This is a genomic window from Mycobacterium sp. NGS59 (assembly GCF_059812345.1).
In genome coordinates this window covers 61,041-81,320 of record NZ_JCALCN010000001.1, presented here as the reverse complement: position 1 = coordinate 81,320, position 20,280 = coordinate 61,041, and the positions used below count along the sequence as shown (strand labels likewise).

Below are 20,280 nucleotides of genomic sequence, written 5' to 3'. Positions count from 1 at the left end.
AACATGGACTTCACCTTCACCGAGGAACAGGAAACCATCTCGAAGCTGGCCCGCGAGATCTTCGAGCGCCGGGCCACACCGGAGCGGTTGACCGAACTGGAGGCGGGCGAGGCCCGCTACGACGAGGCGCTGTGGAAAGAACTCGCTGCCGTCGACCTGTTGGGAACCGCACTGCCGGAAGCGTACGGCGGCAACGGCGGTGGCTTCGTGGAACTCGGTGTGCTGCTGGCCGAGGTCGGGTGGAGCGTGGCGCCGGTGCCGGCCTACGCGACGCTGGTGCTGGGGGCCGATCCGATTGCCCGACACGGCACCGAAGAACAACAGCAGCGCCTGCTACCCGAAGTCGTTGCCGGCAACCGCATCCTGAGTGCGGGGCTGGCCGAACCGGGCCGATCCGACCCGACTCGCCCGGCCACGACCGCGCGCCGCGACGGTGCGAGCTGGCGCCTGGACGGTGCCAAGGAACTGGTTCCGGCAGGCCAACTCGCCGACACAGTGCTGATCCCGGCCACCATCGACGACGGGGACGTCGGCCTGTTCCTGCTGGCCACCGAAGACCCAGGCGTCGAGGTCCGGCCGGTGTCGACCACCGACCGCGAACCCCACGCCGACGTGTTCCTGGATGGCGCAACGGTTTCCGGCGGCGACCGCCTCGAAGGCGCCTCGGTCGAGTCGCTGTACACCCGGGCGCTGGCCGCGCTGTGCGCCATCCAGCTCGGTGTCGCCGATCGCGCGCTGCACATCGCCGCCGAATACACCACCGGGCGTGAACAATTCGGCCGGCCCATCGGCAGTTTCCAGGCGGTCCAACAGCGGATGGCCGACGCCTTCATCGACGTCGAGGCGATCCGCTGGACCACCTGGCACGCGGCGTGGCTGATCGCGAATGAGCAGCCGGCCGACCGGGCGGCGCGCATTGCGAAGTTCTGGGCCGCCGAAGCCGGCGCGCGGGTGACCGCAACCGCTCAGCACGTCCACGGTGGCATCGGGATCGACACCACCTATCCTTTGCACCGCTACTTCCTGTGGGCCAAGCACAACGAGCTCACCCTCGGCCCGGCTTCCCAACAGCTCGCGCGCCTGGGCTCGATATACTCGGAAGGACTGTAGATGACGACCACCGCCAGTCGCACGACCACGTTGAAGTGGGCCGACATCGAGGTCGGCGACGACGTCACCGCCCTCGAAATCCCCATTGACACAACGAAGATCGTCGCTGGGGCGATCGCGTCGCGTGACTTCATGCCGGTGCACCACGACCGCGACTACGCCAAGAAGCAGGGCTCCCCGGACCTGTTCATGAACATCCTGACCACCAACGGGTACTGCGTCCGGTTCCTCACCGACTGGGCCGGACCCGAGGCGATGGTCAAGAATCTCGCGATTCGGCTTGGGGTGCCGTGTTTTCCGGGCTCCACGCTGAGCTTCGCCGGTACCGTCTCCGCCAAGAACGCTGGTACGGACGGCGAGAACTTCGTCGAGGTGACCTTCCGGGGTTCCAACAACCTCGGCGACCACGTCTCGGGCACTGCCGTGCTCAGCCTGCTCGACGGGGCGGGCGCATGAGCGCTTTGCCGGGACGTTGTGCCATAGCCGGCATCGGCCAGACCGAGTTCTCCAAGGAGTCGGGCCGCAGTGAACTCCAATTGGCTTGCGAGGCAGTCAGTGCCGCGATCGACGACGCCGGCCTGGCACCCAGTGACGTCGACGGCATGGTCACCTTCACCATGGACTCCAGCGACGAGATCGACATCGCCCGCAACGTCGGCATCGGCGACCTGAGCTTCTTTTCCCGCGTGCATCACGGCGGCGGCGCGGCGGCCGGCACCGTCGTGCATGCCGCGATGGCGGTCGCGACCGGCGTCGCCGATGTGGTGGTGTGCTGGCGGGCGTTCAACGAGCGATCCGGGTTCCGGTTCGGCGGCAGTGGACGTACCAGCGCCGAAACTCCCTTGTTCATGGCGCATTACGCACCCTTCGGACTGATCACACCGGCCGCCTGGGTGGCGCTCCACGCCCAGCGGTACATGTCGACCTACGGGGTCACCAACGAGGATTTCAGCCGGATCGCCGTCGTCGACCGCGCGCACGCCGCCCGCAACCCCGACGCCTGGTTCTACGAGCGTCCGATCACGTTGGAAGACCACCAGAACTCGCGCTGGATCGTCGAACCGGTGCTGCGCCTGCTGGACTGCTGTCAGGAGAGCGACGGCGGTGTCGCGCTGGTGGTGACCAGCGCCGAACGGGCCCGCGATCTGCGCCAGCCGCCGGCGATCATCACGGCGGCTGCCCAGGGCGCCGCCGCCGACGGCGAGATGATGACCAGCTACTACCGCCAGGACATCACCGGGTTGCCGGAGATGGGCGTCGTCGCCGACCGGCTGTGGCGCGATTCGGGCCTGAAACCGCAAGACATCCAAACCGCCTTCATCTACGACCATTTCACGCCGTTCGTGTTCACCCAACTCGAGGAACTCGGCTTCTGCGGACGCGGCGAGGCCAAGGATTTCGCCACCGTCGAGCGATTGTCGCTGGGCGGTGAATTCCCGATCAACACCAACGGCGGCCTGCTCGGCGAGGCCTATATTCACGGCATGAACGGGATCACCGAAGGCGTTCGGCAGGTGCGGGGCACTTCCTACAACCAGGTCGAAAACGTCGAGCATGTGCTGGTCACCTCGGGTACCGGGGTGCCCACCAGCGGGCTCATTCTCGCCCGGGACGGGTAGGCCCGATGACCCAGGCCCAAGCGACCGATACGCGGGAACTCATCCTCGATTCCGCGTATGCGTGTTTCCGTAAACACGGGCTGCTGAAGACGACGATCGTCGACATCGCCCGGGAGGCGGGCATATCGCGCAGCACGATCTACGAATACTTCTCCGACAAAGGGGCCATCCTGGAGGCCTGCGCGGAGCACGCTTCCGAGCAGTTCTACCGGGAAATGACCAGAGCGATGAACCCCGGCTCCTCGCTCGAGGAAAAACTCGCTAACGCAGCGGTTTTCGTCACCCAGGCGCGCCGGGCGATCGCCTCCGAGGAGTACTTCGACGAAGACGCGATCAGCCTGCTCCTCACCAAGGACGCCGCGGTGCTGTTGCGTGAATGCGTCGACTTCTTCGCTCCCTACTTGTCTGCGGCGAAGATCACCGGCGAGGTGCGCAAGGACCTCGACGTGGAGTCGGCCGGCGAATGGTTCGCGCGGATCCTGTTCTCGTTGTTCAGCACCGCCTCGCCAATACGCGATATGGACGATCCCGACGTTGTCGCCGAGTTCGTCAGCGCACACGTGGTGCGCGGCTTTGCCGACGACCGCGCGCGGCCCGCCCGCAGCATTCGGCCTCGTTGAACACGCTCGGGTGTGAAGCCACGGCTTTCAATGTGAAGCCACGGCTTTGATTGTGAAGCCACGGCTTTGATTGTGAAGCCACGGCTTTCGATGTGAAGCCTGGGCGGTCAGATCGCGATTTCGCCGCCCTGAGTTCACTCTCAACGCCGCACGCTCACTCTCAACGCCACACGCTCACTCTCAACACCGCACCTCTCAACGCCGCACCTTCACTCGCAACGCCCTAGCCTCACGATCGATGCGTCAACCCTGGCAGGAAGAACCCAAATCGGCGCCCATGTGCGGATACACGTGCTCGATGGCCGGGACGAACGTCTCCTTGATGGTGCGCGCCGACGTCCAGCGCATCAGGTTCAGCGCCGACCCGGCCTTGTCGTTGGTCCCGGATCCGCGTGAACCACCGAACGGCTGGCGTCCGACTACCGCCCCGGTCGGCTTGTCGTTGACGTAGAAGTTGCCCGCCGCGAACCGCAGCCGCCGCGAAGCGGTCAGCACCGCCTCACGGTCGTCGGCGATAACCGCGCCTGTCAACGCATACCGGGATCCGGTGTCGATGACGTCGAGGATCCGCTCGTACTGGCTGTCCGGGTAGACGTGCAGCGACAGCAGCGGCCCGAAATACTCGGTCGCGAATGCCTCGTCGGTCGGGTCGTCGGACAGCAGCACGGTGGGCCGCACGAAATACCCTTCACTGTCGTCGTATTCGCCGCCGACCGCGACAGTGACACCGGTGGCACCCTTCGCCCGTTCGATGGCGTCGACGTTCTTGACGAACGCGCGACGGTCGATCAGCGCGCCGCCGAAGTTGGACAGCTCGGTGACGTCGCCGTAGGTCAATTCGGCAACCGCACCAAGGAACTCGTCACCCATCCGCTGCCACACCGAGTGGGCGACGAAAGCCCGCGAGGCAGCCGAGCACTTCTGGCCCTGGTAGTCGAACGCACCGCGAATCAGGGCCGTACGCAACACATCTGGCCGCGCGGAGGCATGCGCAAGCACGAAGTCCTTGCCGCCGGTCTCCCCCACCAACCTCGGATAGCTGTGGTAGCGGCCGATATTGGCCCCAACCTGGCGCCACAGGTGTTGGAAGGTAGCCGTCGACCCGGTGAAGTGGATGCCGGCCAGCCGCGGGTCGTCCAGCGCGACGTCGGACACCGCCAGACCGTCGCCGGTGACCAGGTTGATCACCCCGGCCGGCAACCCGGCGGCCTCCAGCAGTCGCATGGTCAGATACGCCGACAGCGTCTGCGTGATCGACGGCTTCCACACCACGGTGTTGCCCATCAGCGCCGGCGCGGTCGGCAGGTTCGCGGCGATCGAGGTGAAGTTGAACGGCGTAATCGCATAGACGAAACCGTCGAGCGGGCGGTAGTCGCTGCGGTTCCACTCCCCCGGACCACTGATCGGTTGCTGCGCCAGGATCTGTCGCGCGAACGCGACGTTGAACCGCCAGAAATCGACCTGCTCACAGGGTGCATCGATCTCGGCCTGGTACACCGACTTGGACTGGCCGAGCATCGTGGCCGCGGCGATCTTTTCCCGCCACGGCCCGGCCAGCAGGTCGGCGGCCCGCAGGAAGATCGCCGCACGTTCGTCGAACGGCATCGCCGCCCAGGAGTCCTTCGCGGTCATCGCCGCTTCGACCGCGGCGGCGGCGTCGGCGTGGGTGGCGTTGGACAGCGTGCCCAGTCTGGCGGCGTGCCGGTGCGGCTGGACGACGTCGATCGTCTCGCCCTCGCCCATCCGGTGCCGGCCCGCGATGACATGCGGCAGCTCGACCGGGTTACCGGCCAGCGCAGCCAGTTCGGTGCGCAGCCGGGTGCGCTCGGGTGAGTTCGGCGCGTAGTCGTGCACCGGCTCGTTGGCCGGCATCGGTACCTGGGTGATGGCGTCCATGCAGGTCAGGATCCGCGCCGCAGCGCCTCGATCGGTTGGCTGATCAGCCAACAACTGCTGCTGTTGCTAGTAGCATCGGACAACATGCGGTCCGGCGTCGGACTCGGCCATTTGCTGCTGGCCCTGGACGCGACCATGGTGCGCCTGGTCGCCGCGCCGCGGGGCCTGGACCTTCCGGTGGCCAGCGCGGCATTGATCGATACCGACGACGTGCGACTGGGTCTGGCCGCCGCAGCCGGCTCGGCCGACGCCTTCTTCCTGCTCGGTGTCGGCGACGACGACGCGGTGCGCTGGATCGCCGCACCCGCCCACGCGCCCGTGGCGGTCTTCGTCAAGGAACCGTCGGCGCCGGTGGTGGCGGCGGCAGTGCGGGCCGGTGCCGCGGTCGTGGCCGTCGAGCCGCGGGCCCGGTGGGAGCGGATCTACCAGCTGGTCAACCGCGTGTTGGCGCACGGCCCTTCCGATCAGCAGCAGGATTCCGGCTCCGACCTGTTCGGGCTGGCGCAGTCCCTGGCCGACCGCATTCACGGGATGGTCAGCATCGAAGACGCCCAGTCGCACGTGCTGGCCTATTCGGCCTCCAACGACGAAGCCGACGAGTTGCGCCGGCTGTCGATCCTGGGCCGCGCCGGCCCGCCCGAGCATCTGCAGTGGATCGGTCGAGCGGGCATCTTCGACGCGCTGCGGAAGGGAAACGACGTGGTGCGGGTGGCCGAGCGCCCGAACTTGGGTCTGCGGCCACGCCTGGCCACCGGCATCCACGAAAACGGTGTGTTCACCGGCACCATCTGGGTGCAGCAGGGGTCACAGTCGCTGGCCGAGGACGCCGAGGAGATGCTGCGCGGGGCCGCGGTCCTGGCCGCCCGGATCATGTCGCGCTTGGCGGCCCGCCCGTCCACCCACACCTTGCGGGTGCAGCAGCTACTCGGCCTGACCGACGGCGGCGCGGTGACCGACATCGCCGTCGAACTCGGCCTGCCGGTAGCGGGCGACGGCGTGCTGATCGGCTGGGACACCCTCGCGCCCGGCGACCGCCAGACGCGCCTCGCCGACGTCTTGGCACTGAGCGCCAACGCTTTTCGGCACGATGCGCAGCTCGCATCCAACGGGTCCCGGGTCTACGTCCTGCTACCGCAGCTCGGCGCAGCCCGGTCGATCCCGTCCTGGGTGCGCGGCACCATCGCCGCGCTACGCACCGAAATCGGCGTCGAATTGCGCGCGGCCATCGCCGCGCCGGTCCCAGGTCTGGCCGCGGTATCGGAAGCCCGCATCGAGGTGGACCGGGTACTCGACAGCGCCGAGCGCCACCCCGGCACCATCGGCCGGGTCACCTCGCTGGCCGAAGCGCGCACCACGGTGCTGCTCGACGAGATCGTCACCCTGATCGGCGCCGACGAACGACTCGTCGATCCCCGGATCCGCACCCTGCGCAACCGGGATCCGATGCTGGCCGAGACGCTACGCGTCTACCTGGACTGTTTCGGCGACGTCGCCGCCGCGGCGCTGCGCCTGCAGGTGCACCCGAACACGGTTCGATACCGGGTGCGCCGAATCGAGAAGGTGCTGTCGACCTCGCTGAGTGATCCCGAGGCGCGCCTGTTGTTTTCGCTGGGTTTACGGGCAACCGAGCCGTCGGCCTGAGGTTTTCCCAGACAGCGGCGCTGTTCGGGCAATAGTTATTCTCAGGCTGAGCGTAACTGCAAGAGTTGCAGCGGTTTTGCCTGCGGTTAGGCTTCGGTTCGTGGCCGATCATCCGTCGTCATATCTGGTGCTGGCATCCCAGCGCAGCGGGAGCACGCTGCTGGTCGAATCGCTGCGTGCGACCGGCGTGGCCGGCGAGCCGCAGGAGTTCTTCCAGTACCTGCCCTCCACCAGTCAGTCCCCACAGCCGCGGCAGTGGTTCGCCGACGTGGACGACGAGTCGATCCTGAGCCTGCTGGACCCGCTCGACGAAGGAAAGCCCGACCTCGCACCGGCGGAGATCTGGCGCGACTACATCCGCACCGTCGGCCGCACGCCGAACGGGGTGTGGGGCGGCAAGCTGATGTGGAATCAGACGCCGCTGTTGCTGGACCGCGCGGCCGGCCTGCCCGACCGCTCGGGCGACGGTCTGTTGTCCGCGATCCGTGACGTCGTCGGCGAGGACCCGTTGCTCATCCACATCCACCGGCCCGACGTCATCTCGCAGGCGGTGTCGTTCTGGCGCGCGGTGCAGACCCGGGTGTGGCGCGGACGGCCCGACCCGGTCCGCGATGCGCGCGCCACCTACCATGCCGGCGCGATCGCGCACGTGGTCAAGATGCTGCGGGCGCAGGAGGAAGGCTGGCAGAACTGGTTTGCCGAAGAAAACGTCAAACCGATCGAGATTTCCTATCCGGTGTTGTGGCGCAACCTGACTCAGGTCGTCGGCCACATCCTCGAAGAGCTGGGTCTGGACCCGCGACTGGCGCCCGAACCGGTGCTCCAGCGTCAGGCCGACCAGCGTTCCGACGAGTGGGTGGACCGCTATCGGACCGATGCCGAAAGAGAGGGGCTCCCCACATGAGCGCTCCGACAGACACGTTGCACGTCGACGAGCTGAGGCTGCTGGAAGCCGAAGCGGTGCACATCATCCGCGAAGTCGTCGCCGAACTGGAGCGGCCGGTGCTGCTGTTCTCCGCCGGCAAGGACTCGATCGTGCTGCTTCGGTTGGCGGAGAAGGCATTTCGCCCGTTGCCGCTGCCGTTCCCGGTGATGCACGTCGACACCGGACACAACTTCCCCGAGGTGATCGAGTTCCGCGACAAGCGGGTCACCGGCGAGGGGCACAAGCTGATCGTCGCGTCGGTCCAGGAGTCGATCGACAAAGGCCGGGTGCCCGACCCGGGCCCGTCGGCTTCGCGCAACCGCGCCCAGACCCGCACCCTGCTCGACGCCCTCGAGGAGGGCGGCTTCGACGCGGCCTTCGGCGGCGCGCGACGCGACGAGGAACGCGCGCGGGCCAAGGAACGGATCCTCAGTTTCCGTGACGAGTTCGGTCAGTGGGACCCGCGTGCCCAGCGCCCGGAACCGTGGTCGCTCTACAACGGCCGGATCAAGAAGGGCGAGCAGGTCCGGGTGTTCCCGTTGAGCAACTGGACCGAGCTCGACGTCTGGCGCTACATCGAATTGGAAGAGCTGGAGATTCCGTCGATCTACTACGCGCACGAGCGTGAGGTGTTCGAACGGGACGGCATCCTGCTGGCGGTGTCGGAATACGCCAGCCCGCAGGACGGGGAGAAAGCCGCCAAGGAATGGGTGCGCTACCGCACCGTCGGGGACCTGACCATCACCGGCGCGGTGCGTTCGCAGGCCACCGACATCACCGGCGTCATCCGTGAGATCTCGGCCGCGACGGTGTCCGAGCGCGGTGAGACCCGCGCCGACGACCGCACGTCAGCCGCTGCGATGGAAGACCGCAAGCGAGAAGGGTATTTCTGATGACTGTCGCCGACAAGGCCGAGAAAGTCGTACACCCCAAGGGAATAACGCGTCAGCTGCTGCGGATCACCACCGCAGGATCGGTGGACGACGGCAAGAGCACCCTGATCGGCCGGCTGCTGCACGACACGGACAGCCTGCCGCTGGACCATCTGGAAGCCGTCACCGACGAGGAGGGCGTGGCCGATCTGGCGGCGCTGTCCGACGGCCTGCGCGCCGAACGCGAACAGGGCATCACCATCGACGTCGCGTACCGGTTCTTTTCCACCGAGACGCGCAGCTACATCCTGGCCGATACACCGGGTCACGAGCGTTACACCCGCAACATGTTCACCGGCGCCTCCAATGCGCACGTGGCGGTGCTGCTGGTCGACGCGCGCGAAGGAGTGCTGCGGCAGACGCGCAGGCATGCCCGGATCGCAAAGCTGTTGGGCATCAAGCACTTTGTGGCCGCCGTCAACAAGATCGACTTGATCGACTTCGACCAGGGCAAGTTCTCCGACGTCGAAGAACAACTGGGCCAGGTGGCGGCGCGGCTGGGCGAAGTCGACATCAAGGTGATCCCGCTCGCGGCCAAGCACGGCGACAACGTGGTGCACCGCTCCGACCGGACGCCGTGGTACGACGGCCCCACGCTGCTGGACTATCTGGAAGGCGTGGAACTGGCCGCCCCGCAGGCCGAGGCGTCCCGGCTGCGGCTGCCGGTGCAGTGGGTCTCGCGCCCGACCGACCAGCAGCGCCGCCGTTACACCGGCCGACTGGCGGCCGGCACGCTGAGCGTCGGAGATCCGGTGATCTCGCTGCCCGCCGGCACCAAGTCGACGGTGACCGCTCTGGACACCCTCGATGACGACCGAAACACCGCTGTCGCACCGCTTTCGGTGTCCATCGAGTTGGAGGACGACATCGACGTCGGTCGCGGCGACGTCCTGGTCAGCGGGGCCGAGGATGCGGTTCCGCCGGTGCTGGCCCGGGAATTGGACGCCAATGTGTGCTGGTTCATCGACAACCCGCTGCGCGCCGGCGATCGGCTGGCGTTGAAACAGACGACCAAGACCGTGCGGACCACCGTGCAGGAGCTGCACTCGCGGCTGGACCCGGAGACCCTGGACGAGATCGACCAGCCGGTCGAGTTGACGCTCAACGACATCGGCACCGTGACGTTGCGCACCAGCTCGGTCGTCATCGCCGATCCCTATACCGGCAACCGGGACAGCGGCGCGTTCATCCTGATCGACGAGACCACCAACGACACCGTCGGCGCCGGCACCATCATCGAGGCGCGGGAAGTCAAGCCGGGTGCCAGTCAGCGCACCGACATCCGTTGGCACCCTTCGGCGTTGGACCGCAAGCACCGCTGGAAGGCGACGGGCCAACCGGGTGCGACGATCTGGTTCACCGGCCTGCCGGCCTCGGGCAAGTCCACCGTCGCGGTGGCCGTGGAACGCGCACTCGTCGAATCCGGTCGCGTCGCCTACCTGCTCGACGGGGACAACCTGCGACACGGGCTGTCCGACGACCTGGGCTTCTCCCCCGGCGACCGCACCGAAAACATCAGGCGGGTAGGGCATTTGACGCGCCTGTTGGCCGACGCGGGCGTGGTCGCGTTGGCCTCGCTGGTATCGCCGTTGAAGTCTGACCGCGAGACCGCACGCGCGCTCAACGACGCCGCCAAACTCCCGTTCATCGAGGTGCACATCTCCACCTCGCTGGAGGAATGTGAGCGCCGCGACCCCAAGGGTCTGTACGCGCGGGCACGCAAGGGCGAACTGAAGGGGCTGACCGGTGTGGACGCCCCGTACGAGCCGCCGGAGGAAGCCGACCTGGTGCTCGACACCACCGACGCGGACATCGACGATCTCGCCGCCAAAGTGATCAGCCTGCTCGACGAGCGCAGTCCGCGTAAGTAACGGCAGATCACCCGAACCGGTTGGCGCCCACTGGTTGTCGCGGTCATCGGACTGGTCGTCGTCGCGTCGGTGTCGCTGGGGCTCGTCCTGTTCACCTCCCGCGTTTTTGCACCGGGGCGTGGCCGGCTGAGCTGATCGGCATAAACGGACCAACAGTTGGGTAGACACCCGGAAGCTCGATCCTTGCGCGCCGCCTGCGAGCTGACGGGAGACGACCATGAAACGCTGCATCGTCGCAGGATTGACCGCCCTGTTGCTGGCCGCGGTGCCGGTAGCCGTGGCGGCGCCGGCCGCCGCTGGCTGTGTGTACGGCGGAGGCGTCATCAGCAAGTGCGACGGACCCGTTCAGCCGGACGGCACCTGGCAACGATGCGTGGGAGTTGCCCAGCTGGTTCCGCACGGCGCCAGTTCCTACCTGACGCCCGTCAAGAACTGCGACGTGCTGGGTCCGGATCGGACCCCCGCGGATCCCGCGCTCGCCGACCCGCCCGCGCACATCGACTGACGGCGGGGGACGCTGGCGCGTCGAGGGCTCTTATGCCAGCGTGAGCGCATGACAATTCCCGGCCGAGCCGATCAAGCGCTACCCATGCCCACGTCACGCAAGGTCCTCTGCGTCGTCTACGGTGCCATCGCGGTAGCCGCACTCGTCGCGACCTGGAGTCAGAATCTCGCGTATTTCGACCGGCCCGCGCGCTTTCTGCACGACTTCACCCTGGACGCCAAAGTCACAGCGGCGTCCCGATCGTTGACGGCCGACCTGTTGCTGCTCGCCCTGGCGGTCATCATCCTGATGGTGATCGAGGCCAGAAAGCTCGACATCAGATTCGTGTGGCTTTACGTCGTCGCCGGATTCGCCGTCGCGATCAGCGTTTCGTTTCCGTTGTTTCTCATCGCCCGCGAATTTCGTTTGGGCACAACAGATTCCCCGCGTCTGCACACGACGGACACCGTCCTGCTCACGGCTTTCGCCGTTCTCGCGGCGGCGCAGACCATCTGGGTGGCCATAGTGTGACGGGTCCTGGCGCTCAAGACATGGGCGTGTGCGGTCCGGGTCGTCTATCCCGCGCGTAGGTTCTCCACCCGAGACGGGGCATATACCTCGGCCAGGAACTGCTCGACCGCCACCGCGGTGTGCGCCGCGCGGGTCGACCCGAAGATGTCGAAAGCATGCTGCGCGCAGGGCAATTCGGCGTAGACGACCGGTTGGCGGCTGACCTCGCGGAGCCGCGCGGTGAAACTTCGGGCCTGCTCCACCGGAATCAACGAGTCGTTGACGCCGTGCAGCACGAAGAACGGTGGCGCGTCTTCGGACACGTGGGTGATGGGCGAAGCCAGCCGGAACGGCTCGACGATGTCGGCCCGACCGAGCTTGAACACGCGCTTGGCCATCATTGCGTGCATCATCGGATGCACCGCGTCGTCGCGGGTGAAGTCGTAGAACCCGTAGAACGGCACGGCAGCCTGCACCCGGGTGTCGGCGTCTTCGAAGTCGGGCTGGAACAGCGGATAGTTCGGGGTGAGCGCGGCGAGCGAAGACAGGTGCCCGCCGGCCGAGCCGCCGGTGATCGCGATCCAGTTCGGGTCGCCGCCGTATTCGGCGATGTGCTCTTTGGTCCACGCGATGGCCCGTTTGACGTCGACGATCTGGTCCGGCCAGGTCGAGCGCGGGCTGAGCCGGTAGTTCACCGACACACAGACCCAGCCCAGCTCTGCCAGGTGGCTCATCAACGGATGTGCTTGTCCGCGTTTGTTTCCCACCATCCAGGCGCCGCCGTGCACCTGCAACAGCACCGGCGCCCGCCCGTCGCGGTCGAGATCGGGGCGGCGCCAGATGTCGAGATGGTTGCGCGAACCGAACTCCCCGTAGCTGATGTCACTGTCGTGGGCGTAGTCGCGCCAGATGCGCAGCATGCGTGCCGGGCCCGGCTTCTTCGCCGTCGCACCATCGGGCGCCGGACGCTTCCACAGGTCGGCCCCGTCGGTGCGGCGGTCGGGACCCAGCCCTTCGTCCAGCGCCGCCGTCAGCGTCTCCTGGGCGGTGTGCCCGGCACGACGCAGCCCCAGCAGGGCCAGCCAGGATGCGCAGGCCAACCCCCAACTCAGCAGACTTATCCGCGGCGACCGCCGAGGAGTTACCGCGGCCAGCGCGGCGACATGCGCGGCCAGCCCATACAACGGCAGCTCCGAAGCGAACAGTCCGTAGCCGAACGCGTAACCCGCGCCATAACCGCGCTTGCTGAACGGGCGATAACCGTTGGCCGCGAACACCACCCCGGCCAGCGCCACCAGGATCGCCGCTATCCGCTTCATCGTCTTCCCTCCCGTCGCTGGTTGACCAATCTATCCGGTCGCTCCGGCCGAACCTCGGCCAAGCGCCCACTCCCTTCCCGCCGAGCAGACGCAAAATCCCCCTATCACCCCGTGATTTGGGGGATTTTGCGTCTGCTCGCCATAGCAAGCTAACCCAGGCGGTGGGCCGCGGCGGCAATCCGCTCGTCGGTGGCGGTCAGGGCGACGCGCACGTGCTGCGCGCCCGCGGGACCGTAGAAATCACCGGGAGCCACCAGGATGCCGCGTTGCGCCAGCCAGGAAACGGTCTCGTGGCAGCCCTGACCGCGGCTCGCCCACAGGTAGAGGCCGGCCTCGGAGTGATCGACGGTGAAGCCCGCCGAGCGCAGCGCCGCCAGCAAGACCGCGCGGCGCTGCGCGTAGCGCTCCCGCTGCACCTTCTCGTGGTCGTCGTCGTCCAGCGCGGCGACCATCGCGGCCTGCACCGCGGTCGGCACGATCATCCCGGCGTGCTTGCGCACCGCCAGCAACTCGGCGACCACACCCGCGTCCCCGGCGACGAAGCCCGCCCGGTAGCCGGCCAGCGACGAACTCTTCGACAACGAGTGCACGGCCAGCAACCCGGTGTGGTCGCCCTCGCAGACCGACTGGTGGAGCACCGACAGGGGTGCCGACCCGTTCTCCAGGTCCCACGCCAGCCCGAGGTAGCACTCGTCGGACGCCACCAGCACCCCGCGCTCACGCGCCCACCCGACCACCTTGCGCAGGTGTTCGACCCCGAGTACCCGGCCGGTGGGGTTGCTCGGCGAGTTCAGGTAGATCAGCGCCGGGGTCTGCGGTCCCAGCTGAGTCAGTGAGTCCGCGCGCATCACCTGGGCCCCGGCCAGCCGCGCACCCACGTCGTAGGTGGGGTAGGCGAGTTCCGGCACCACGACCACGTCGCCGGCACCGAGCCCCAGTAGTGTCGGCAACCAGGCGATGAGTTCTTTGGTGCCGATCACCGGCAGCACCGCGGATTCCGCCAAGCCGGTGACGCCGTAGCGACGGGCCAGTGCGGACACCGCGGAGTCCCGCAACCTGCGGGTGCCCGCGGTGGCGGGGTAGCCGGGTGCCGCTCCGGCGGCCGTCAACGCCTCCTGGATCAGCGGCGCGACCGGATCGACGGGGGTGCCGACCGACAGGTCGACGATGCCGTCGGGATGGGCCGCCGCGGTCGCCTTCGCCTCGGCCAGGGTGTCCCACGGAAACTCTGGCAAGGACGCCGACACCGGTTGCCGGCGGCGCAGCAGCGGATTCAGTCCTCGCCCTGGGGCGGCAGGTCCTTGACCGCTTGCGGGTCGTTTTCGGTCAGCCCGACCTTGGCCGCCCCGCCCGGGGAGCCCAGCTCGGCGAAGAAGTCCGCATTGATCTGCGTGTACTGGCTCCACTGCTCGGGCACGTCATCTTCGTAGTAGATGGCCTCGACCGGGCAGACCGGCTCGCAGGCGCCGCAGTCCACGCACTCGTCGGGGTGGATGTACAGCATCCGAGCGCCCTCGTAGATGCAGTCGACGGGGCATTCCTCGATGCACGCCTTGTCCTTGATGTCGGTGCAGGGCTGGGCAATCACGTACGTCACGGACGTCTCCTCAACGTGTCCTCCATGAACAAGTGGGCTGTCGGCTGCACGGCCTGGGGGCGTCCAAGCCGCGAACCGGTACTGCTTTGGTTACTGATACTAGACGTTGCACATACAGGCCGACCAAATGGCACGCCCGTAAATATGTCCAGTCATGGTGCACCTCGCGGCATAACCGGGTGCAACCACCCCTATGCTGCGCGGATGGCGCTTCCCCACGCTGGTCTCGTCTCCCGCAGCGCCACCCATGCCGGACGCTGCGGACGATGGAGAACGACGGCTGGGCGGAACTCGCACGCTGGATCGCCGAGCCGCTCGACCCGACCGCCCGGCCGAGGTGATGCGTTGAGCCACAACGGTCCTCGTGAGATCGCCGCCCAGATGCGCGGCGCCGAGGAGAACCGGTGAACTACCCGAACCTGTTGTCTCCGTTGGATCTCGGCTGCACCACGTTACGCAACCGGGTGGTCATGGGGTCGATGCACACCGGGCTGGAAGACCGCGCCGGCAACATCGATCGACTGGCCGGCTACTTCGCCGAACGCGCCCGCGGCGGCGTCGGGCTCATCGTCACCGGTGGGTACGCGCCCAACCGCACCGGTTGGCTGCTGCCGTTCGCCTCGGATCTGACGACCTCGCGGCAGGCACGACGGCATCGTCGCGTCACCCGCGCGGTGCACGACGAGGGCGGCAGGATCCTGCTGCAGATCCTGCATGCCGGACGCTATGCCTACCACCCGCTTTCGGTCAGTGCATCGTCGATCAAGGCGCCCATCAACCCATTTCGGCCGCGCAGACTGAGCGGTCGTGGTGTCGAATCGACCATCGCCGATTTCGTGCGGTGCGCTCGGTTGGCGCGTGACGGTGGCTACGACGGCGTCGAAATCATGGGCAGCGAAGGCTATCTGGTCAACCAGTTCCTGGCGCCACGCACCAACAAGCGCACCGATTCCTGGGGCGGCTCCGCGATCAACCGCCGCCGATTTCCGGTCGAGATCGTGCGCCGCACCCGGGCCGCCGTCGGACCCGATTTCGTCATCTCCTACCGCATGTCGCTCGCCGACTACGTCGAGGAAGGCCAGAGTTGGGACGAAATCCTCGCGCTGGCAACCGAAGTCGAAGCCGCCGGCGCCACCGTCATCAACTCCGGGTTCGGCTGGCACGAGGCGCGAGTACCCACGATCGTGACCTCGGTCCCCAACAGCGCGTTCGTCGCCATCAGCAGCGCGTTGGCCGGACACGTCGGCATCCCCGTGATCGCGTCCAACCGGATCAACATGCCGCAAGCCGCCGAACAGATCCTTACCGACACCGGAGTGCAACTGGTCTCGATGGCCCGACCCCTGCTGGCGGACCCGGAGTGGGTGCACAAAGCCGCAGCCGGCCACGCCGACGAGATCAACACGTGCATCGCCTGCAATCAAGCGTGTCTGGACCACGCATTCGCCCGTAAGACGGTGTCGTGCCTGCTCAACCCGCGCGCCGGACACGAGACGAAGCTGGTGCTGGCGCCGGCCCGGCACACCCGGGACGTGGCCGTCGTCGGCGCCGGCCCCGCCGGATTGGCCGCGGCGGTCAGCGCCGCACAGCGCGGACACCGGGTCACGTTGTTCGACGCGAACGACTTCATCGGCGGCCAGTTCGACCTGGCTCGCCGCATTCCCGGCAAGGAGGAGTTCGGCGAGACCATCCGGTACTTCTCGACCATGCTGGCGAAGTTCGGCGTCGACGTTCGGCTGGGCGCCCGGGTGGGCGCCCACGACCTGGCCGACTACGACGTCGTCGTACTGGCCACCGGCGTATCGCCACGCGTCCCGGACGTCCCCGGTATCGACCATCCCAAGGTGCTGACCTACGCCGAGGCCATCACCGGCGCCAAGCCGGTCGGCAAGACGGTGGCCGTCATCGGCGCCGGCGGCGTCGGCTTCGACGTCGCCGAACTCCTGGTGACCGAGCAGTCGCCGACGTTGAACGTCAAGGAGTGGAAGGCCGAATGGGGAATCGTCGACTCGCACGAGGGTCCCGCGGACCTGCGGGGAGCCCTGGTCCCCGCTTTGCCTACCCCGGCGGCCCGAGTGGTCTACCTGCTGCAGCGCAGCAAGGGCCCGCAGGGACGGAGACTGGGTAAGACCAGCGGCTGGGTCCATCGAGCTTCGTTGCAGGCCAAAGGCGTGCACCAGCTGTCCGGGGTGAACTACGAGCGGGTCAGCGACGCCGGCCTGCACATCAGCTTCGGCCCGGACCGGCGGCGTCGCCAGATACTCGCGGTGGACAGCGTCGTGGTGTGCGCCGGTCAGGATTCGGTGCGCGATCTCCAGGACGAGCTACGCCGGACGGGGGTCGATCCCTACGTCATCGGCGGGGCGGCCGTTGCCGCCGAATTGGACGCCAAACGCGCGATCAGACAGGGCACCGAGCTCGCGGCCAGGCTGTGAAAAACCTTTGAAGGTAGCCCGTTGGGCGGCGGTCCGAGGCCGTTCGCCCTGCGCGAAACTGCCGCTCATACCCGCTCTGACCTGCGAAAAGTTACATCTGGCGGGGATCTGGCGATAACAATTCTGATGGGAGCATGCCCAGGGAGCCTGGTAGCCTTTAACGCAGACGGCAACCGCTGGGCAGATGTCGTCGCCGTCTTGTCGACGGTGCAATAAGTTGGGGAAGGTGTCCAAAATGTTGTCGTTTACCAAAGTAGCCGTGGTGGCTGGGGGCTTGGCAGTGTCGCTGGGCTTGGGGACCGGTGTCGCCTCCGCCGACCCGCTGGATGCGGCCGTTAACTCGACCTGCAACTACGGGCAGGTCATGGCCGCGCTCAACGCGCAGGACCCGGCGGCAGCCGCGCAGCTCACCGCCTCGCCGGTGGCGACCGGTTGGCTGAACTCCTTCATCGCCTCACCGCCGGCAAAGCGCCGGCAGATGGCGGCGCAGTTGCAGGCCATGCCGGGCGCCGCGCAGTATGTGGGGCTCGTCGAGTCCGTTGCAGTTTCCTGTAACAACTACTGAGTCCTGACCCGCAAGCGCAACGCCGTGATCCTCCGGGATCGGGTGCGTTGCGCTTGCGGCGTTTATGCCGCCAGTGATGCGTAGGTGGTGGTCCGCTGACGCGCGGGCCGTCCGATGCCCTCGGCGATAGCGACCAGCTCAGCAACGGTCTTCGCCGACCCGTGCTCTGAGCCGGCCATCCGCGAGATGGTTTCCTCCATCAGCGTGCCGCCCAGGTCGTTGGCGCCGCCGTTGAGCATCGCCTGGGTGCGTTCGACGCCGAGCTTCACCCAACTGGTCTGGATGTGGGAGATGCGGCCGTGCAGCATGATCCGCGCCAGGGCGTGCACCGCGCGGTTGTCCCGGTGGGTCGGTCCGGGGCGCGCCGCGCCGGCCAGGTACAGCGGCGAGTTCTGGTGCACGAACGGCAACGGCACGAACTCGGTGAAGCCGCCGGTGCGGTCCTGAATGCCCCGCAGCACGTTGAGGTGCCCGATCCAGTGCCTGGGGTTGTCGACGTGGCCGTACATCATCGTCGACGACGACCGTAGGCCCACCTCGTGCGCGGTGGTGACGATCTCGACCCACAGCGACGTCGGCAACTTGCCTTTGGTGAGCACCCAGCGGACCTCGTCGTCCAGGATTTCCGCGGCCGTGCCCGGGATGGTGTCCAGACCGGCCTCGCGCAGACTGGTCAGCCAGTCCCGGATGCTCAGCCCGCTCTTGGTGACTCCGTTGGCGATCTCCATCGGCGAGAACGCGTGCACGTGCATCGAGGGCACCCGGGCCTTGACCGCCCGCACCAGGTCCGCGTAACCGGTCACCGGCAATTCGGGGTCGATGCCGCCCTGCATGCAGATCTCGGTGGCCCCGGCGACGTGGGCCTCCCACGCGCGGTCGGCCACCTCCTGCGCCGACAGCGAGTACGCGTCGGCGTCGCCCTTGCGTTGCGCGAAGGCACAGAACCGGCATCCGGTGTAGCAGATGTTGGTGAAATTGATGTTGCGGTTGACCACGAACGTCACGTCGTCGCCCACCACCTCGCGGCGCAACGAATCAGCCAGCGCGGCAACGGCTTCCAGCGCCGGACCCTCGGCGGTGGCCAAGGCCAGATACTCGTCGTCGGTGCAGCCGCCCGGATCCCGTTCCGCCGCGCGCAACGCGGCGAGCACGTCGGTGTCTAGGCGCTCTGGCGCTGTGGCGCCCTGAGCCGCGAGCTCATGCACCCGCGACCGGATGGATTCCCAGTCGCCGAAAGCACTTTCGAGGTCGCTGCGGGCCTCGGTGTTGCGGCCCTCGGAGTCGATCGCGGCGCCCAGGTCCACCCGGCCCGAGGAGGCCACCTCGTCGGGCTCCTGCCACGGCATGCCCACCGGGTTGACGTCGCGCGCGAAGCCGGTCACCGGGTCGGCAAGTGCCGCAACATGTCCCCGCACCCGCGGATCGATCCACGCCGCTCCGGCCTGCACAAATTTGGGCTGCGCGGTCAGCCGCTGCACCAGGTCGTAGCCGGCCTGAGCGGTGACGGCGGCCAGGTCATCCAGTGCGGGCCAGGGACGTTCGGGGTTGACGTGATCGGGAGTCAGCGGCGAAACCCCACCCCAGTCGTCGACACCGGCGGCCACCAAGGCCAGGCATTCCTCGCGCGACACCAGGTTCGGCGGCGCCTGGATGCGCATACCCGGACCCAGCACCAAGCGCGCCACCGCCACGGTGGCCAGGTAGTCGTCGATGCCGGCGTCGGGCACGGCGGCCATCGCGGTGCGTTCCTTGGCCCGGAAGTTCTGCACGATCACCTCTTGGACGTGACCGAACTCTTTGTGCGACTTGCGAATCGCGTGCAACGTGTCCGCCCGCTCGGCCAGCGTCTCGCCAATACCCACCAGCAGACCGGTGGTAAACGGGATCGACAGCCGGCCGGCGTCGGTCAGGGCGCGTAGCCGTACCGCGGGGTCTTTGTCCGGGCTGCCGTAGTGCGCAAGGCCTTTGGTCTCGAACAGCCGTCGCGACGTCGTCTCCAGCATCATGCCCATCGACGGCGCCACCGGCTTGAGCCTCGACATCTCCGACCACGTCATCACGCCCGGGTTCAGGTGCGGCAACAGGCCGGTCTCCTCCAACACCCGGATGGCCATCGCTCGCACGTAGGACAACGTGGAGTCGTAGCCGCGTTCCTCGAGCCACTGGCCCGCCTCGGCCCAGCGGTCTTCGGGACGGTCGCCGAGGGTGAACAACGCTTCCTTGCAGCCGAGTTCGGCCCCGCGGCGGGCCACGTCGACGATCTCGTCGGGCTCCATGTAGAGGCTCATGCCCTGGGCGCGCAGCCGGCCCGGGACGGCGACGAACGTGCAGTAGTGGCAGTTGTCCCGGCACAGGTGGGTGACCGGGATGAACACCTTGCGCGAGTAGCTGATCGGCAGCCGGCCACTCGGGCCGAGCCGTCCGGCCGACCGCAGACCGGCATCGCGCACCCGGGCCGCGCTGGCGCACAGGTCGGCGAGATCGTCGCCACGCGCGGTCATCGCGACCGCCGCTTCGTCGAGGTTCAGCGCGACGCCGTCCCGGGCCCGCCGCAACACGCGGCGCAACGCCGAGGGGCTGGCTTTGGGCGGTACGGCGGGGTTGGGCAGAGCCGTGGGCTCCGGCGGTTGCGGCGTCAAGGGCACGTTGGTGTAACTTCCCCGCGCGGCCGTTTCATCCACGTCACCCATACGTCCTGTTCTGCGGGAAACCTGGGCATCCCTGGCGCCATACGCGCAACAGTAGCGGCAGGCCGG

The 20,280-nt window shown here is 67.7% G+C and carries 17 protein-coding genes and 1 pseudogene; 13 read left to right on the top strand and 5 right to left on the bottom strand.

Annotated elements, in window-relative coordinates; genetic code table 11:
• Positions 1–3 precede the first annotated feature (3 nt).
• Genes AC5Y46_RS00380 through AC5Y46_RS00365 form a run of 4 tightly spaced genes read left to right on the top strand, consistent with a single transcriptional unit; the run spans position 4 to position 3,349 of the window.
• Positions 4–1,110: an acyl-CoA dehydrogenase family protein gene (locus tag AC5Y46_RS00380; protein WP_499941269.1), complete on the top strand. Its 1,107-nt coding sequence runs from the start codon at positions 4–6 to the stop codon at positions 1,108–1,110.
• Positions 1,111–1,566, top strand: a complete 456-nt coding sequence (locus AC5Y46_RS00375) for a MaoC family dehydratase (protein WP_499941271.1) — start codon at positions 1,111–1,113, stop codon at positions 1,564–1,566.
• Entirely contained in the window at positions 1,563–2,729 is a 1,167-nt protein-coding gene (locus AC5Y46_RS00370; RefSeq protein ID WP_499941273.1) for a lipid-transfer protein, read from the top strand. Before AC5Y46_RS00375 ends, AC5Y46_RS00370 begins: the two co-directional genes overlap by 4 nt.
• A 5-nt stretch (positions 2,730–2,734) precedes the next feature.
• A complete protein-coding gene (locus tag AC5Y46_RS00365) occupies positions 2,735–3,349 on the top strand; it encodes a TetR/AcrR family transcriptional regulator (protein WP_499941275.1) in 615 nt (204 codons plus the stop codon).
• A gap of 243 nt (positions 3,350–3,592) precedes the next feature.
• On the opposite strand, the gene pruA is transcribed toward AC5Y46_RS00365, so the two are convergent.
• Positions 3,593–5,245, bottom strand: coding sequence for an L-glutamate gamma-semialdehyde dehydrogenase (gene pruA / locus AC5Y46_RS00360; protein ID WP_499989968.1), 1,653 nt, complete (start codon positions 5,243–5,245; stop codon positions 3,593–3,595).
• A gap of 84 nt (positions 5,246–5,329) precedes the next feature.
• Here pruA and AC5Y46_RS00355 point away from each other — a divergent pair, with 84 nt between their 5' ends.
• From AC5Y46_RS00355 to AC5Y46_RS00325, 7 genes and pseudogenes are all read left to right on the top strand, one after another.
• Complete coding sequence (locus AC5Y46_RS00355; protein ID WP_499989764.1) at positions 5,330–6,886, top strand: PucR family transcriptional regulator; 1,557 nt, start codon at positions 5,330–5,332, stop codon at positions 6,884–6,886.
• Positions 6,887–6,986: 100 nt separating this feature from the next.
• Positions 6,987–7,790, top strand: coding sequence for a trehalose 2-sulfotransferase (gene stf0, locus AC5Y46_RS00350; RefSeq protein ID WP_499941281.1), 804 nt, complete (start codon positions 6,987–6,989; stop codon positions 7,788–7,790).
• Entirely contained in the window at positions 7,787–8,704 is a 918-nt protein-coding gene (gene cysD / locus AC5Y46_RS00345) for a sulfate adenylyltransferase subunit CysD (protein ID WP_499989763.1), read from the top strand. Before stf0 ends, cysD begins: the two co-directional genes overlap by 4 nt.
• Positions 8,704–10,614 carry an adenylyl-sulfate kinase gene (cysC, locus tag AC5Y46_RS00340; RefSeq protein ID WP_499941285.1) on the top strand — a complete coding sequence of 637 codons (1,911 nt, stop codon included), beginning with the start codon at positions 8,704–8,706 and terminating at the stop codon, positions 10,612–10,614. Before cysD ends, cysC begins: the two co-directional genes overlap by 1 nt.
• Positions 10,615–10,749 (top strand): annotated as a pseudogene (locus AC5Y46_RS00335) (putative sulfate exporter family transporter); the annotation flags it as partial.
• Positions 10,750–10,831: 82 nt separating this feature from the next.
• Positions 10,832–11,119 (top strand): CDGP domain-containing protein, encoded by a 288-nt coding sequence (locus tag AC5Y46_RS00330; RefSeq protein ID WP_499989762.1) that lies wholly within the window; start codon positions 10,832–10,834, stop codon positions 11,117–11,119.
• 48 nt (positions 11,120–11,167) lie between these two features.
• Complete coding sequence (locus AC5Y46_RS00325; RefSeq protein WP_499989761.1) at positions 11,168–11,629, top strand: DUF2834 domain-containing protein; 462 nt, start codon at positions 11,168–11,170, stop codon at positions 11,627–11,629.
• Positions 11,630–11,673: 44 nt separating this feature from the next.
• Here the strand turns inward: AC5Y46_RS00325 and AC5Y46_RS00320 are convergent, their stop codons facing one another.
• The 3 genes from AC5Y46_RS00320 to fdxA form a co-directional block, all read right to left on the bottom strand.
• Positions 11,674–12,927: an alpha/beta hydrolase fold domain-containing protein gene (locus tag AC5Y46_RS00320; protein WP_499941291.1), complete on the bottom strand. Its 1,254-nt coding sequence runs from the start codon at positions 12,925–12,927 to the stop codon at positions 11,674–11,676.
• Between the two features lie 149 nt (positions 12,928–13,076).
• Positions 13,077–14,174: a succinyldiaminopimelate transaminase gene (dapC, locus tag AC5Y46_RS00315; RefSeq protein ID WP_499941293.1), complete on the bottom strand. Its 1,098-nt coding sequence runs from the start codon at positions 14,172–14,174 to the stop codon at positions 13,077–13,079.
• A 26-nt stretch (positions 14,175–14,200) separates the two neighbouring features.
• On the bottom strand, positions 14,201–14,524 hold the full coding sequence (gene fdxA, locus AC5Y46_RS00310; RefSeq protein ID WP_499941294.1) for a ferredoxin: 324 nt from the start codon (positions 14,522–14,524) through the stop codon (positions 14,201–14,203).
• Positions 14,525–14,928: 404 nt separating this feature from the next.
• On the opposite strand from fdxA, the gene AC5Y46_RS00305 reads away from it, so the two are divergent.
• Both AC5Y46_RS00305 and AC5Y46_RS00300 read left to right on the top strand, forming a co-directional pair.
• Positions 14,929–16,959 carry an FAD-dependent oxidoreductase gene (locus tag AC5Y46_RS00305; RefSeq protein WP_499941296.1) on the top strand — a complete coding sequence of 677 codons (2,031 nt, stop codon included), beginning with the start codon at positions 14,929–14,931 and terminating at the stop codon, positions 16,957–16,959.
• A 235-nt stretch (positions 16,960–17,194) separates the two neighbouring features.
• Positions 17,195–17,524, top strand: coding sequence for a hemophore-related protein (locus tag AC5Y46_RS00300; protein ID WP_499941422.1), 330 nt, complete (start codon positions 17,195–17,197; stop codon positions 17,522–17,524).
• A gap of 62 nt (positions 17,525–17,586) precedes the next feature.
• Here AC5Y46_RS00300 and AC5Y46_RS00295 read toward each other — a convergent pair whose 3' ends face one another.
• Positions 17,587–20,214, bottom strand: coding sequence for a bifunctional FO biosynthesis protein CofGH (locus AC5Y46_RS00295; RefSeq protein ID WP_499941298.1), 2,628 nt, complete (start codon positions 20,212–20,214; stop codon positions 17,587–17,589).
• Positions 20,215–20,280: the final 66 nt, after the last annotated feature.